The sequence below is a fragment of the Priestia sp. YIM B13489 genome (genome assembly GCF_042787645.1).
In the GTDB taxonomy this organism is placed as follows: domain Bacteria; phylum Bacillota; class Bacilli; order Bacillales; family Bacillaceae_H; genus Priestia; species Priestia megaterium.
The window spans coordinates 1-14,908 of record NZ_JBHZOQ010000004.1 but is presented as its reverse complement, the minus strand read 5'-3'; the positions used below and the strand labels follow the sequence as shown (position 1 = coordinate 14,908).

17 protein-coding genes and 1 pseudogene are annotated in these 14,908 nt (G+C 32.0%); 10 read left to right on the top strand and 8 right to left on the bottom strand.

Annotation, left to right across the window (positions count from 1 at the left end; translation table 11 throughout):
- From ACFX4W_RS00225 to ACFX4W_RS00200, 6 genes and pseudogenes are all read right to left on the bottom strand, one after another.
- Positions 1–204, bottom strand: a pseudogene (locus ACFX4W_RS00225) (hypothetical protein); the annotation flags it as partial.
- 270 nt (positions 205–474) lie between these two features.
- Positions 475–1,530 (bottom strand): phosphotransferase, encoded by a 1,056-nt coding sequence (locus ACFX4W_RS00220; protein WP_377558859.1) that lies wholly within the window; start codon positions 1,528–1,530, stop codon positions 475–477.
- Positions 1,531–1,535: 5 nt separating this feature from the next.
- Entirely contained in the window at positions 1,536–2,711 is a 1,176-nt protein-coding gene (locus ACFX4W_RS00215) for a carboxylate--amine ligase (RefSeq protein WP_280169456.1), read from the bottom strand.
- A gap of 3 nt (positions 2,712–2,714) precedes the next feature.
- Positions 2,715–4,019 carry a glycosyltransferase family 4 protein gene (locus ACFX4W_RS00210; protein ID WP_377558858.1) on the bottom strand — a complete coding sequence of 435 codons (1,305 nt, stop codon included), beginning with the start codon at positions 4,017–4,019 and terminating at the stop codon, positions 2,715–2,717.
- Complete coding sequence (locus ACFX4W_RS00205) at positions 4,016–4,672, bottom strand: PIG-L deacetylase family protein (protein ID WP_377558857.1); 657 nt, start codon at positions 4,670–4,672, stop codon at positions 4,016–4,018. The genes ACFX4W_RS00210 and ACFX4W_RS00205 overlap by 4 nt, the downstream gene beginning before the upstream one ends.
- A 353-nt stretch (positions 4,673–5,025) precedes the next feature.
- Positions 5,026–5,223 carry a hypothetical protein gene (locus tag ACFX4W_RS00200; RefSeq protein ID WP_377558856.1) on the bottom strand — a complete coding sequence of 66 codons (198 nt, stop codon included), beginning with the start codon at positions 5,221–5,223 and terminating at the stop codon, positions 5,026–5,028.
- A 400-nt stretch (positions 5,224–5,623) separates the two neighbouring features.
- On the opposite strand from ACFX4W_RS00200, the gene ACFX4W_RS00195 reads away from it, so the two are divergent.
- Positions 5,624–6,145, top strand: coding sequence for a kinase (locus tag ACFX4W_RS00195; protein ID WP_377558860.1), 522 nt, complete (start codon positions 5,624–5,626; stop codon positions 6,143–6,145).
- Between the two features lie 142 nt (positions 6,146–6,287).
- Here ACFX4W_RS00195 and ACFX4W_RS00190 read toward each other — a convergent pair whose 3' ends face one another.
- Complete coding sequence (locus ACFX4W_RS00190; protein WP_377558855.1) at positions 6,288–7,109, bottom strand: YncE family protein; 822 nt, start codon at positions 7,107–7,109, stop codon at positions 6,288–6,290.
- Between the two features lie 305 nt (positions 7,110–7,414).
- Here ACFX4W_RS00190 and ACFX4W_RS00185 point away from each other — a divergent pair, with 305 nt between their 5' ends.
- The 3 genes from ACFX4W_RS00185 (at position 7,415) to ACFX4W_RS00175 (ending at position 8,772) form a co-directional block, all read left to right on the top strand.
- Positions 7,415–7,627: a spore coat protein gene (locus tag ACFX4W_RS00185; RefSeq protein WP_377558854.1), complete on the top strand. Its 213-nt coding sequence runs from the start codon at positions 7,415–7,417 to the stop codon at positions 7,625–7,627.
- Positions 7,628–7,765: 138 nt separating this feature from the next.
- A complete protein-coding gene (locus ACFX4W_RS00180; protein ID WP_377558853.1) occupies positions 7,766–8,317 on the top strand; it encodes a spore coat protein in 552 nt (183 codons plus the stop codon).
- Between the two features lie 26 nt (positions 8,318–8,343).
- Positions 8,344–8,772 carry a spore coat protein gene (locus ACFX4W_RS00175; RefSeq protein ID WP_377558852.1) on the top strand — a complete coding sequence of 143 codons (429 nt, stop codon included), beginning with the start codon at positions 8,344–8,346 and terminating at the stop codon, positions 8,770–8,772.
- Positions 8,773–9,178: 406 nt separating this feature from the next.
- Here ACFX4W_RS00175 and ACFX4W_RS00170 read toward each other — a convergent pair whose 3' ends face one another.
- Positions 9,179–9,370 carry a hypothetical protein gene (locus ACFX4W_RS00170; protein WP_377558851.1) on the bottom strand — a complete coding sequence of 64 codons (192 nt, stop codon included), beginning with the start codon at positions 9,368–9,370 and terminating at the stop codon, positions 9,179–9,181.
- A gap of 351 nt (positions 9,371–9,721) precedes the next feature.
- Between ACFX4W_RS00170 and ACFX4W_RS00165 the strand changes: the two genes are divergently transcribed.
- The 6 genes from ACFX4W_RS00165 to ACFX4W_RS00140 all read left to right on the top strand — a co-directional run bounded on the left by ACFX4W_RS00165 (position 9,722) and on the right by ACFX4W_RS00140 (position 14,609).
- Positions 9,722–10,024, top strand: a complete 303-nt coding sequence (locus ACFX4W_RS00165) for a hypothetical protein (RefSeq protein ID WP_377558850.1) — start codon at positions 9,722–9,724, stop codon at positions 10,022–10,024.
- Between the two features lie 91 nt (positions 10,025–10,115).
- Complete coding sequence (locus ACFX4W_RS00160) at positions 10,116–10,862, top strand: sugar phosphate nucleotidyltransferase (protein ID WP_377558849.1); 747 nt, start codon at positions 10,116–10,118, stop codon at positions 10,860–10,862.
- A complete protein-coding gene (gene rfbB, locus ACFX4W_RS00155; protein WP_377558848.1) occupies positions 10,855–11,817 on the top strand; it encodes a dTDP-glucose 4,6-dehydratase in 963 nt (320 codons plus the stop codon). Before ACFX4W_RS00160 ends, rfbB begins: the two co-directional genes overlap by 8 nt.
- Positions 11,814–12,668: a dTDP-4-dehydrorhamnose reductase gene (rfbD, locus tag ACFX4W_RS00150; protein ID WP_377558847.1), complete on the top strand. Its 855-nt coding sequence runs from the start codon at positions 11,814–11,816 to the stop codon at positions 12,666–12,668. Before rfbB ends, rfbD begins: the two co-directional genes overlap by 4 nt.
- On the top strand, positions 12,658–13,116 hold the full coding sequence (locus ACFX4W_RS00145; RefSeq protein WP_377558846.1) for a dTDP-4-dehydrorhamnose 3,5-epimerase family protein: 459 nt from the start codon (positions 12,658–12,660) through the stop codon (positions 13,114–13,116). Before rfbD ends, ACFX4W_RS00145 begins: the two co-directional genes overlap by 11 nt.
- Before the next feature lie 203 nt (positions 13,117–13,319).
- On the top strand, positions 13,320–14,609 hold the full coding sequence (locus ACFX4W_RS00140) for a glycosyltransferase (RefSeq protein WP_377558845.1): 1,290 nt from the start codon (positions 13,320–13,322) through the stop codon (positions 14,607–14,609).
- The last annotated feature ends 299 nt before the right edge of the window (positions 14,610–14,908 follow it).

Genomic DNA, 14,908 nt, shown 5'->3' with positions numbered 1-14,908 from the left:
ATGTTTGTCTTTGCATTTATCTTTGCCATAATCTTTTTCATGTTTGTCTTTGCATTTATCTTTGCCATGGTCTTTCTCATGTTTGTCTTTGCATTTATCTTTGCCATGGTCTTTTTCATGTTTACTTTTATTTTTGCGAAGGTCAAACATCGCTTTTAAACAGTGTTTACTTTCATCATTTTGATCATAATAAAATTTAGTCAAATGAATTCCCTACCTTTATTTAAAATTGGTGTTTCTATATATTCTATTTTTAAAAAGAAAAATTGCTTGTACATTCAGAAAAAAGTGGCTTTTAAACTATTTTTAACGTAATCGTTAAAAATGATAGAGGAAGAAGTGAGTAGAAATTAGTAAACAAAAGAGAATTTACGAGCTTAAAGTTAGGAATAGATGAAGGATAAAATTAAGAAGTTATAGACGAATAGGTCATTAAACTCCCGCATGTTGCAGAAAAATAGCTTGAAAATAAATTTATTTATATATTCCTAACTCTTTACCCCATGTTGAAATTTTTTCAAGATGGTAACTTAAGAGCTCACCTTCACGGTTATCAGCAACCCTTCTTAGTTGAGTGTGAAGTCCTCTTTCTAAAGTTCGTTGGAGATAAGCCATTTTATAAAGAGTCATTGGATTTGTTTTAAAGGTAATTCCGTATTTCCTCATTTCATCCACGTATATCTGTACACATTGAGTGCGTATTTTCTCTGCGTTTGGCTGCCAATCCTTTCTGAAGCCAAGCAATAGTTCTACTAATACAACCATGTCAAACCAAACTGGAGAGTATTTGGCTGACTCCCAATCAATCAATTGAATATTCCACGGTGTATTTTGAGTAACCTTTTTGCTACATATATTTTGCATATGAAGATCACCATGAGTAATAGATGATCCATTTTCAATTAGTTCAGGAAAGAAATCGGGTCCTTGATTATATAGCTTGATTAATGATGGGTAATAAGGTTTTATTATATGGTTAATACGATTGTCTCTCATCGCAGCATCTAGTAGGTCAATTGTTTGATTCATATATTTGATTCTATTCTTTTTCATAGAAGTATAAACAGGAAGCCAATCTTTCCAAATAGTTTTATCCTTTTTGAATCTACTTTCAAAAGTCTGACCATGAAGTTTAGCTATGCTGGGAATAATATATTGAAAATGATAAGGAGAGAAGGTTAATTGTCCACGTATCTGGTTCACGAATTCCATGAATACCCATGTTTCATTTTTCACCGTTTCTATGAGGTAAATACCAGGCAAAAACTCTTTTAAAATTGGATAAGCTTTTTTATAGATATTAATTTCCACTTCGTTTTTGTAGGCTTTAGAATCGTAAACCTTAAAGATAATTGGGTGATAACCATTCTGTTTTTGAATCAGTAGTTTATATATACTACTTCGTTTTGTTGATTTTAAACACTTGATTTCTGAAGGAACAATTGTGATTTTTTCACCAATAGAATAAGAAAGTTTTTCAGCTAATCTTAAATCTTTAAACTGATGATGTAGAGTTTTAGAATCATACACAGTATTCATTCCTTTCGTTTGGGTTTCCAGGCATTAATTAGATGAGAGCATGCGCTTCTGAAAAATGGCATTGGATCATTCCATGCAAATAAAGCAAACTCTTTTTGACCTTGTAACCCCTGGTAAAAATCTTTAAAAGTCATCTCTGATTTCCTTTTCTTTTGAAGAAAAGTAAGATAATATCTTACAAGATAAATCCATTTAATACCGTCTATTTGATTCAATCTAGGTTCTGGATTTTGATTAGTTAGATATAAATAATACATGTAGACAAAATCAATGCCTGAAGGGCCTGTGAGGCTATGAGTGAGCCAAAAGCGAGGGTTTATTTCAATGAATTTATAAGTTCCATCTCTCGGATCTTTCTTGAATTCAGCCATCCCGATACCTTTAAGCTTTATTTCTTCAAAAAATGGAACACATACATCAATAAGTTCAGGAACTCTTTTACTGACAATATGAGCACCTGTTCCAAATTCCGCAGGAAATTGATGATTCTTTTGTAGAGAAAATAACCCAAGTAAATTCATATTGTCATCATAGAAAGTGGCTACTTTATAAAAACACTGGTTATCTCCAGGAATTAATTCTTGAATAATTAACTGTCCGCATTCCCTATAAAAAGGATATTCACTCCTTAACTCCTCAGGATTTTCAAATACAATTGCTTTTTTATTAATTTTTTTTCTAAATTCATGGCCAAGAACAGGTTTTAAAATACAAGGAAAATCAAGAGTTGAAATAGCATCTTCAAGTTCTTCTTTATTATCTATTACATATGTTCTCGGACATGGAATATTATGCTTGATGGCGAGTTCATAAGTTTTGTTTTTATCCAGTACTTGTTCAATTAAAGAATCATCGGGAAATAAAAATAAGAAATATTTTAGCAATTCATCTCGATTTTTCGAGATGAATTGTACATAGTCATCTGCTCCTGTATATAGGACGGGCTTTGAACCAATCTTCTTAGACAGGTCAATTAAGAAATCTAATAGCTTTTTTTCTTCCGTTAAAGGACTAGGACATATACCACAAGTAGCGAGGCGTGATTTTCCTATTTTATATGGTTTTTTCGTGTCAAAAGCGTACACTTTTATCCCTTTTTTGGCTAAACTTCTAATAATGCCAACCCCGTTAGCACTCAGGTCAAGGATAACTGCAGAATGTTCATGGTTCATACCTTAATTCATCTCCCAAAAATCGATGTACAAATGTTTTATTTTTCCTACCATACTATCTATGGTTAAGTGTTTTTTAGCGAAAATTTTAGCATTTGTACTCATTTTATTTCGAGCTTTTTTATTAGTAATCAGAAATTTTAATGCATGAGTCAATTGTTCAGAATTTCCAGGTTCTACAATAATACCTGTTTTATTATTCGTTATGAGTTCAGGGATGCCTCCGCAATTTGTGGAAATTACGGCGGTTCCACTATGCATAGCTTCAATTATGGAGAGAGGTAAGCTATCGTTGATTGTGGGAAGTACAAAGATGTCGGTTTTACTTAAAAGTAAGGGTACGTCATCTCTAGATCCTAAGAATTTGACCATTGACAAGCCTAGATCTTTTTTCTGCTTTTCTAAGGTTTTCCTCATTTGTCCATCACCAACAATTAACACTTCAATATTTGTAGTATATTTTTTAAGTCGTGACAGCGCTTCAAATAAATGGTTATGTCCTTTTCGTGGTCCAAGTCTAGCTACGCATGTAATAGTAAGCTTGTGTGAAGATGTTGCTTTTTCTTGCCTTTGGTTCATTGGATAATCAATTCCCGTAATGACTGTAGTTATATTTCGATTTTTTGCCCCTAATTTTATTAATGGTTCACGAAATGAATCACTAAGAACAATAATATGGCTTGCATATGTTATCGCTTTACTTTCAAGTTCTTTAAAATATGCTTCTTCAACAGAACCTTCTTTGATTATGTCAAATTTTAGTCTGTTAAATGTGAACATACCGTGAGGTGTATAAAATAAAGGTTTTCGGTAAATTTCATTAAATCTTCCTAGGATATTTGCTGTAAATAAGTCTTGAGCATGAAGAATATCATATTTTTCTAAATCTATGGTTTCAAGCATTTTTTCGTATACATATATAAGTCTTTTATGATTTAAAATTCGATCATTATAAATTCCATAGCGCTTTGTGAAGAAACCTCTTAGATTTGGAGTAACACTTTCTCGAAGCTTTTTTACTTCAGAAGTTGAGAATTGATTAGGAGAAATAATGTCTACTTTATGTCCTTGACTCCTTAAACCTGTACTTAGATTAATAATATAATTAGAAAGACCTCCTACATGAGGAAAGCTCCAAAATGTAGCAATTAAAATAGAAAGTTTCTTTTTTGTACCTTTTTTGGAAAGGTTTCTTTTTTTGGGTTGTTCCGTTGAAACAAATTTTTTTGAAGAATGCGATTTAAGTCCATAATGTTGGTCTAATCTTTCGACTATATAAGGATAGGGAAAAGTAATTTCATTGTTCATTTCCAAACCCTCCGTATAATTTCGAAAGCTTCAGCATAAGGCACGCCAACACTCATCCCTCGTAGTTTTCCTAAGTACTCAATGCCTTCATAAGAACGAGGGTGAGGGAAATCTCTCATTTCAATATCGTAATGTCTCAGAGCATTGAGTTTATAATCCATCTGTGCTGTAACATCTACAAAATAATTTGGTTTGAATATTTTATCAGGTGTGGAAGTATTCCATTCACTAGACGAGACCGTTTCAAAGGTAATTATCTCTATAGGGGGAGTATTAGGAAGGGGTCTAGCTGCAGTTAGTACTGCTTGAAAAGTGACCTGGTGATCTTTATTTAGATCACCGTAGTGATGTGTAAAGATCTTAACCGGCTTATATTTCTGAATGAGCTGCTCAATTTCTTTTGTTAATTCATGAAGAGGAATCATTTCTAACTCTAAATTGACATGCTCAAGAAATATTACCTCATCAATCCCAATTTCTTTGTTAGCAAGCCGTCCAAATTGCTGGATATGATGAGCTTCTTCCTTTCTCCCTAAAGCAGTAATTACTGAAATTACTTTATAGCCTGCATCTACAAGTTTTTTTAATGTTCCTGCGGTTCCTAATAGCTCGTCATCAGGATGAGCCCCAATTACTAGTATATAATTGCTCATATTTGTTCCTCCCGTAGCTTTTTCTACTATACTTGTACTATAAACAATATATGGAGCTATTCAGATATTAGAAACCGGCATTGGCGGAAAATTAAAAATTAAGTAGTTATATACCGATTATTTACAAAAGACCTATACAATTAATAACCTTATTATGTAAAGCAGTGAACGAAGGGACGGGAAGAACCCTTCCGTTAATGCTATAATGCCAATTTTCAAGATTACTTCTAAATCATTTGTCTTAGGGATAGTTAATGTTAAAAATTAATTAGAATTAGGAGAATTTATTCTATAAAAATAAGACCTGTTACTAGATGTTAACAGATCTTATTAATTCATTAAGATTTATACCATCAATACTTAGAACTTGATTTCCATAAATTTATAACTCTAATTTTCTTACAAGTATCTTTACAAGGACTGTGTTCTTCGTGTTTTTCTTGATTTTTACAAGTATCTTTGCAAGAACTATGCTCATTATGTTTTTCCTTCTTTTTGCAAGGGTTTTTATGAGCTTCTTCTGCATAATCCCAATCTTCTTTATATTTCATACTGATATCACCTCTTTTTCTTACTATAGTATGTAACTCTTAGTAACAGGAGAGGGTGCCTGTCTTGGGTTTTATCAAAAAAATTTCAGAAAATTATATGTAAATAGATAACTATACAAGCACCTTAATCTTAAAGGAATAGAATAATAAATGGGGAAGGGGGGAGAGCATGGGAAAACCTTATTTTCATTATCGTAGGGATGATAGCGAAGGTTATAGATTATGGGAAACAACCTTCTTTAAAAGGTACAATCAAAAAAAGAGTCTGTTTCCTGATTTTGAAACAAGTAATAATTCTCAATTTATTTCATCTAATACCATAAAAAAGAGTCATTTTTTAATTGAAAAAGTATTGGAGGATTCTTCGGACGTATCAATAAGAGAAAAAGAGAAAGTATTTATGGATTTTAAAAGGTATGCAGTAGTTGGGCAAGGGAAAGATGGAGTTATTTATCAATTGACTCCTGATCGATGTGTAAAAGTATTTTTTAAGGAAGAAGTATATAAAAAGGAGTTAAAAGCCATACAAGTTGGGCAGTCGTCTTCTATTATTCCTCGTCTCTACGGTTATGGATCAAATTACATAGTCATGGAGTATGTAGACGGAATTTCCTTGGCAAAACATCTAAAGAAAAATAGGTATATAACAAAGTCTTTAGTTATGCAACTTATAAATCTCATTGATGAATTGAAAAAATTAAACTTTAGTAGACAAGATACAGAATTACGGCATGTCCTAATGAATGAACAGGGAGATTTGAAAGTAATTGATCTTAAAAGAGCGTTTAGTTCTAATCGACCTATTCCGATTAAGTTGCTAACTGAATTGAAAGAATTAAAGTTAGCAAAAGAATTTTTAGCCTATGTTAAAGATATTTGTCCACCTCTTTATCAAAAATGGAGAACATTTGATGAGAGGTAAATTTTTTAAATCAGTAGTTAACATCATTAATTGTAGCAACAATAATTGTGTGTCCATATGCTTATTGTTGCTACATGTTATAGAATGAAAGCATTGGTACGCCACCTCTTATAGAACATAAATATTAGTGTTATGTCTTATATTAGGTATCAGTTATTGTATAAGTTGACTGATCACCGACTGGGAGGGTAGCAATAACAATATTGGTTGCCCCATCAATTACCGATACTATACTATTTTCCTCATTCGTGACGTGAATTTGATTATTACTTCCGTTAATATCAATCATAGATGGCTGTTCCATGACAGGTACTATCCCAATAACAGCGTTTGTACCAGCATCAATAACGGAAACGGTATGACTATTTTTATTCGCTACGTAAATTCTATTGTTGGATAAGTTAGTCCCTACGTCAGTAGGTTGGTCACCTACTGGGACTGTAGCCATTATTGTATTCGTTAATCCGTCAATAACGGAAACTGTATTTTTAAACTTATTAGCGACATAAATTCGATTGATATAAGGGTGAACATCTAGGTTAATTGGATGAGTTTCTACAGGAATTGTAGCAACAACAATATTTGTTGAACCATCGATGACAGAAACTGTGTCACTGCCTGCGTTAGTTATATAAACCCTATCCATATAGGGGTTAATTCCTACACCCGATGGTTGCCCTCCAACTGGAATAATACCAATAACTGTATTTGTAACAGCATCAATGACAGAAACTGTATTATCCCCTTTATTAGTCACGTAAATTCGATTAGTAGATGAGTTCCCATTTACGTTTACCGGCTGACGACCTACGCTTATAGTCGTAATTAACTCATCTGTGACCCCATCAACAACAGAAACCGTATTATTATCCTCATTCGTCATGTAAATTTGGTTATTAGATGATTTTCCTTGTGAAGATGGAAAATCAACCGCAACATGTACAGCCTTCGCCTTTTTTCCCATTTTACTCAACTCTTTTCATAAATACTGTTAAGAAAATTGTTGAAAACATAAGGTACTTACCTTATGTACAAATATATGATGTTAAATTTATTTTATTATCTTAAATTTTTAAAAACTAAGGATTTATTTTATGACTAATATCAAATAGATCTATGTTTTTTATTTATATAAATAAAGTATATGTTATTAAAAAATATCGTTTATTCTCAAATAGCACCTGAAAATAGGTGAAGAAAATGTTTCCTTTTAGGCCAGCGTTGCATATGTTGTTATGAAATAAACCCTTATAAAAAGGAGCGATATATATGAGTGATTCACAAAAAAATCCGGAAATTGTACCAAATAAGCTAATGGATTTATTGGTAAATGATATTTTTTCTAAACATGGTATAGATAAAGAGCAAATTAAAGGAAGGTTATCTGAAGAAAAAAAACAAATGCTTAAAGAAATGGTTGAAGATTTATCAAAAAGAGTCGATGAATTTGTTAAGCAAACAAAGGATAATAATAAAAAATAAATTATAACACTTTCAAACGCCATTAAATAGGCGTTTTTGTTGTTTTTGAAAATGGTGGAACTCATTAGTCTATTGGCCCAATCCTATTGATTGGTATGTTCATATATTAATACATACCATGAAAAAGGAGTGTTAGTTATGTCATCTAAAAAGTATTATTCTTACGATGTAAAGAAAAAGTGTAAAAACAGACATAAAAAAGATGATTCAAAGAAGCATTGTAAAGATGGCTGTAAAGTAGATCACTATGAAAGTGAGTCTACAGAGTACGATTACTATAATAGTCGTGAGAGTTTTGAAAGCCCTGGGGTTTTTGATACAGAAGTAGTTCAAGATGCGGATCAACTTTCTTTAATTGATCAAGAATCTGATGAATTAATTTGGATTAAAGATTCTTGCGACATTATGGTCACTACGACAGATACTCAAGCAGCTATTGGTATTCAAGTAGCCATCCAAGTAGCTATTGCAGTAGTTCTCCGTCTTACAATTGCTGATTCAGAACAGAACGACGGTATCCTTCAAGACTTATTACAACTATCTGATATAGAGCAAACAAATAAGCAAAAAATTTATATTGAAAACTCTAAAGATGTAGAAATTACAACAACTGATACAGATGTTGCCCTTAACGTTCAGATACTATTACAAGTACTAGTTGCTATTATTGTGCTTATCGATGTTCTTTAATAAAAAACTAAAAGAGGTGAAAAGATATGACTGAAAGAAAATGGAGAGCATTAGATCATTGCGAAAATAAACGTTTTACCGGTAAAGATGTTTGGCAAGAAGCAGATCAAATTGCTAAAACTGAACAACAGTCTTTTGAAAAAATTATTGTTAAAGATTCAGAAAATGTGAAAGTACAAACTACAGATACTCAAGTTGCAGCTACTATTCAAGCCGCTTTACAGATCGCTATTGCTGTAGTCGTTCGTATCTCAATTGGAGATAATGAACAAGGAAATGGTGTTATTGAAGAATTAAAACAAGTCTCTAGTATCAAACAAAAAAATTCACAGAAAACAATTATTGAAAATTCTACAAATATTAGAGTTGAAACTACTGATACAGATCTAGCAGTAAACCTTCAAGTTTTACTGCAAGTCTTACTTTCTTTATTAGCTAGGCTAGACATTCTTTAATATTTGAATGACCTTCTAAGTGTAAAATCGAGGAAGGCCAAGAAATATAATACTATTTAGATAAAATGATAAAAACCCAAATTTTGATCTTTAAATGCATTTAGCCAAATTTATTCGTAAAGGTAATATAAACAGAAGCCTTTCCATTTAATGGAGAGGCTTTTTGGGAGAATTGTTTTATTTTTATAAGTATCCAAACAGAGTGTTAATAAACTTTTTAAATTGTAATTGTTTTTTGCTTAAGCAAATTATAATTATTAGTTACGTTTTAAAGAGAAAAGTTTAACGTCTACTACAATATAAAATATAAAAAGAAGCATAAAAAAATTAAAATACTTTCTTTATGCTTCTTTTGTGTAACTACTCAATAAATTGAATAAATATTTGTAATATTCATAAATATATACTAGAAATTAAATACAATACTTTCAACCTTTGTACAATCAACAACAGTAACTGGAGAACCTGGTGCAGCCGGAATTCTCACAATTGCTGCACAATCATATTCTTCAAATTTTACAAACGTAGCAGGGCCATAGGAAGTTCCAGAATCGCCTACAAGGGTTACAACAGTTCCTGGAATTAATCGAGATAACACGAAACAGCTGGTTCCACTACAAGTATTAATATGTTTATTACAATGTTTATTACAATGTTTATTACAATGTTTATTACCATCTAAAAGAGAATCAAGCAGTTGAAGAGTCATAATTTTCACTCCTTTTATTTTAATTACTAATACAATATGCAAAGAATGTCCTATTGGAATAGACAAATGTTATAGAAAAACGAGTAAAAATTGTTACCTTTTGTATAAATCCGCTGTTGCATAGAAAGGCAGATTTATTAGTCACGATAAAGTTAGAAATATAGACAATTATCCAATCATAAATAAGAGTAAATCAATATAATACATAGTAATAACCTTTTAAGAAAGTGAGGTAATTTTATGGCGAATTCTTTAGAAAGAGCCCAATTAATTAAGGATTCATTAGCTAGAACTGAAGAACTATTTGAATCCATTACAAGAAGAAAACCAATTCTTCAAGAAGGACACACTTTTAGGCAGAAATTAGTTAACGCGCAAGAAAGTGGCCAACCTATCCCACTTGTAATATTAAGTAATGGGCCTGATCTAACCAATGTTGTTATAACTGAAGTTGGTTTAGATTCAGTTGTTTTCACTGATCCCTTAACTAATAATACAGCTATTGCAAATATACAAGCTATTGTTCGTTTTGGAACACTTTAGTGGGAGAAAGGAGAAGCTCCGTTTGTTATTACGGAGCTTTTTATTTTTTTATATTTAAATTCTTTTGATTATAATACAGGAGGTATTGGTAATGAAGGGAGTTATTTTAGCTGGAGGTACTGGAACTAGATTAAGACCTTTTACAAATATTGTAAATAAACATCTTCTTCCAGTAGGGGAATATCCAATGATATATTGGTCAATATCTAAGATGGTTAAGTGTGGAATAAGAGACATCCTCATTATTACTAACAGGGGGGACTTAAAAGATTTTAAAAATATATTAGGAAATGGAGAAAATATAGGCGGGAATATTGAATATAAGGTTCAACCGTACGCTGGAGGAATATCACATGGATTGTTATATGCCAAAAATTTCATAAAGAATGAAAAATTTATTTTAATGCTTGGAGATAATATCTTTGAAGATTCTCTAGTACCATATGTAAAAAACTTTATAAACCAAACAGGAGGTGCAAAGATTTTACTCAAAGAAGTAGATGATCCCAAACGATTTGGAGTTGCAACGGTAGATGAAAGTACGGGAAAAATTATTTCAATTGTTGAAAAACCTCAACAACCCTTATCAAATTTTTGCGTAACAGGTATTTATATGTATGACAGTAAAGTTTTCAATTATATAGATAGCTTAACTGCTTCTTCTCGTGGAGAACTTGAAATTACTGATGTGAATAATATATATATACTTAAAAATGAAATGTCTTACGAAATTTTACAGGGATGGTGGATTGATGCTGGAACGCATGCATCCTTATTTAAAGCAAATCAGCTAATACAAGAACAGTTTAACAACACAAGGAATGATAATAATGAATAAAAGTATACTGGTTACTGGAGGAGCAGGTTTTATTGGTTTAAACTTTGTTTATTATATCTTGAAAAATACACCATACAATGTAACTATTATAGACTCACTTACTTATGCAAGCAATCCTGCAGAAATTTTACAATTGAAGCCTAACTCACGAATTAAATTTGTTAAAGGAAACATTATAAATAATGAGGACCTAAAAAAAATAATGAATCAAAATTATAAAGCTATTATCCATTTTGCAGCTGAATCGCATGTAGATAAAAGTATTCAAAGCGCAGAGGATTTTATACAAACTAATATAGTAGGTACTTATCGCTTGATACAATTATTACAAGATGGATACGCTGAAAAAATGATTCATATTTCAACAGACGAAGTTTATGGTACTTTAAATAAAAATGAATCAGCATTTACAGAGAAAACACCTATTTCTCCTAATAATCCCTATTCAGCTACAAAGGCTAGTTCCGATCTATTGGTTCGTTCTTACTTTGAAACTTTTGGTCTACCTCTTATCACTACAAGATGTAGTAATAATTTTGGGCCGTTTCAGAATAAAGAGAAATTTATCCCTACTGTTATTTATTGTGCTCTCCACAATAAAAAAATCCCTGTTTATGGAGATGGCATGCAGATTAGAGATTGGCTTTTTGTAGAAGATCATTGCACAGCAATATCTTCAGTACTTGAAAGAGGAATACCTGGTGAGGTTTATAATATTGGAGGGGGAAATGAAAAAACCAATATAGAGGTAGTTAGGAATATTTTAAGTGTCATGGGCAAAAGCGAAAGTTTAATAGAATATGTTGAAGATAGGAAAGGACATGACCGGAGATATGCAATTAATTCAAGTAAATTGCAAAAGGAGTTAGGGTGGAAGCAAATGGACCCATTTAATACATCCTTAGAAAAAACTGTTGCATGGCATATAAATAAATTTAAAGGGTCTTCTTTATGAAAATTTTAATAACAGGAGCTAACGGTCAACTCGGTAAATGTTTATCCCAAACCCTTAGAGAAGAAGGCCATGTTGTATTAACTTACAGTAAAGAGCAGTTAGATATAACTAATCGTAATCAAATAAGAGAAATCATTCAAAAATTAAAACCTGAACTGATTATTAATTCGGCCGCTTTTACAAAGGTTGATCTTTGTGAAAAAGAGATAGAAAAAGCATATGTTATTAACGGGATTGGTCCTTATTACCTCGCAGCTGAGTCAAAAGAAGAAAATATAAAATTTCTTCATATTAGTACAGATTATATATTTGCTGGAGATCAATTTAGTCCGTACGAAGAAGAAAGTCAGGCTGTTCCTAAAAATATTTATGGGAAAAGCAAGAGATTAGGAGAAGAATTAGCATTAGTTTTTGGCGGAGATGTGACAATTATTAGAACTTCTTGGTTATATGGACACGGTGGGGATAATTTTGTTAACACTATCAAAACCTTAAGTGAAAGATTAGATAAAATTGATGTAGTAGATGATCAATTTGGTTCGCCAACTTATACAAAGGATTTAGTAAATGTAATAAAAGAACTTATTACAATGCCTTCCGGAATTTATCATGTAACAAATTCCGGAAGTTGTAGTTGGTATGAATTTGCAAGAGAAATCATTAAATTTTTAAAAAAGGATACAGTAATTACTCCAATTTCTACGCGAGATTACGGTTCAAAAACTCCAAGGCCCCTCTACTCTGTTCTTAGTAATAAGAAACTTAATAGCACAGGAATATATGTTAGAAACTGGAAGGAAGGGTTGTATGAATATTTAGAAAAGGAGTGCATATATAAATATGAGGATTGAAGGAGTAAAGTCTAAAAAACTTATTAAGCATTGTGATGATCGAGGCTTCTTTGCTGAGGTACTAAGGGATGATGATGATTTATTATCTAATTTCGGGCAAATTTCATGGTCAACTTCTTTTCCTGGTGTTATCAAGGCTTTTCACTACCATCAAAAACAGGACGATATATGGTTTTTTCCATCTGGTAACGTTCAAGTTGTACTGCATGACCTTAGAGAAAATTCTTCTACAAAGGGGCAAACAGAGATTTATTACATGGGAGAGGATAATCCCATTATATTATTAATTCCTAAAGGAGTTGCTCATGGATATCGCGTTCTTGGAGAAAAATCTGCGACAGTCATCTATTGTACTACAAAATCTTATGATCCTACTAATCCGGATGAAAAAAGAATTTCTTGGAATGATCCTGAAATAGGATTTGATTGGAATACTAAATTTAAGTAATAGATTTGGTAAAGGGCTTTTTAACTATAATAAGAGTCGATGAATATTATTTAGGGCGCAGGTTATGAATATAAGTAAAATATATACACATCTTATTTTATTATTATCTATCATTATACAAGATACTAGGGTATAAATTTCTTTAAGAAACATATGAATTTAAAAATAGGTTTCTTGAGATGTAAAGAGGGGGATTTAATAAAATGAAAGTTGCAATTCTCACCATGTTTAATGGTTTAGATAGTACGTATTCTCTGGTAAATGTGGTAGCAGAACAGCTTAGGATGTTACTAGATGATAACCAAGAACCCATAATGCTTATTAGTGAAAATTGTCCTTTAGATGAACGGTATGGAGTTTTTCTTGATGAAAGGATTGAATGGAGGAAAGTTGTAAATCAAATTAATGGTAAACAATTTAACTGGGGAGATTATAGTCAACCGAACGGAAAGGTGCATGATACTTTTTTTGAAGAGGCGGATATTATTGCTGATGATTTGATTCAAAAATTATCTGATATACAAGTTTGTATTATGCACGATATCCATTATCAAGGGTGGCACTTAGTTCATAATATTGCTGTTAGAAAAGCCCAGCAAGAGTTGCCAAATTTAAGGTTTATTGCGTTTACGCACTCTGCCCCAGCCAATCGACCTCCTAACCCTAAATTTCCATTTTCTTCAAGATATACTCAGATGCCGAATACATTATATGTTTATCCTACTCAGTCAGGCATTTCAGCACTTTCTAAACAGTATAATGTGCCGGAAGGTCTTTGTAGGGTAGTTAACAATAGTCTAGATATTTTAAACTATGTAAGTGATGAAATAAAAATATTATCGAAAGAAGTAGATTTAGTTACCCCTGAAATAATTGTAGTTTATCCTGGAAGGTTAACAACAGGAAAGAAGTTCGAAAAAGTTGCAGCTTTATGTGGTGCTATTAAAAAGCAATGCGAGAAAACAGTGCAGGTAATTTTTTGTGATTTTCCAAGCTCAGACATTTCATCGAAAAAATATAAGGAATTTATCCGAACCCAAGGCAGATCGTTTGGTTTAAACTCGGGAGATATGTTTTTTACCTCAGATATTAAAGATTTTGAAAAAGGTTTTCCTCGAAAAGCTGTTTTAGAACTATTTTCGCTATCTAATCTTTTTATATGTCCCTCTTACTCTGAATCGTTCGGTTTAACAGTGCTAGAGGCAGCAGCAAAGGGGAATTTTATTGTGTTGAACCAGGCCGTTCCTGCTTTGGAAGAGCTAGGAAAGAACATGAATTCTTATTTCATGAGGTGGGACGCAAGAAACTTCGGTTATGATACTCGAGAGACGTATAATCCTTCCGAAGAGGCCTATCTCCAAGAACATGCAGAAATAATCATAAATAAAATGCGCGAAAATCCTGTTATACATGCAAAAATATTGGCAAGACAACGTTATAGTCCTCAATGGATATGGAATAACCAATTAAAACCTATGTTGCAGTTTTTCTAATTACGATAGTAAATTTATATGTTATATTACCTAGGGACATTTAGGTTTTAAAACTAACAAGGATTTTAAAATCATAAAAAAGGCCACCAATTAAGGTGGTCCTTTTCTTTAGGGGAGTGAGAATATTTTCAAAGCATGAATAGATAGAAATTTATTCATGCTAGAGGTTCTTTCTAAATAATTGCTCCAGTAGTGGTTGTCGTGGTCGTTGTTGTAGAAGTAGTGGTTGTCGTGGTTGTCGTTGTAGAAGTAGTGGTTGTCGTTGTAGAAGTAGTGGTTGTCGTTGTAGAAGTAGTGGT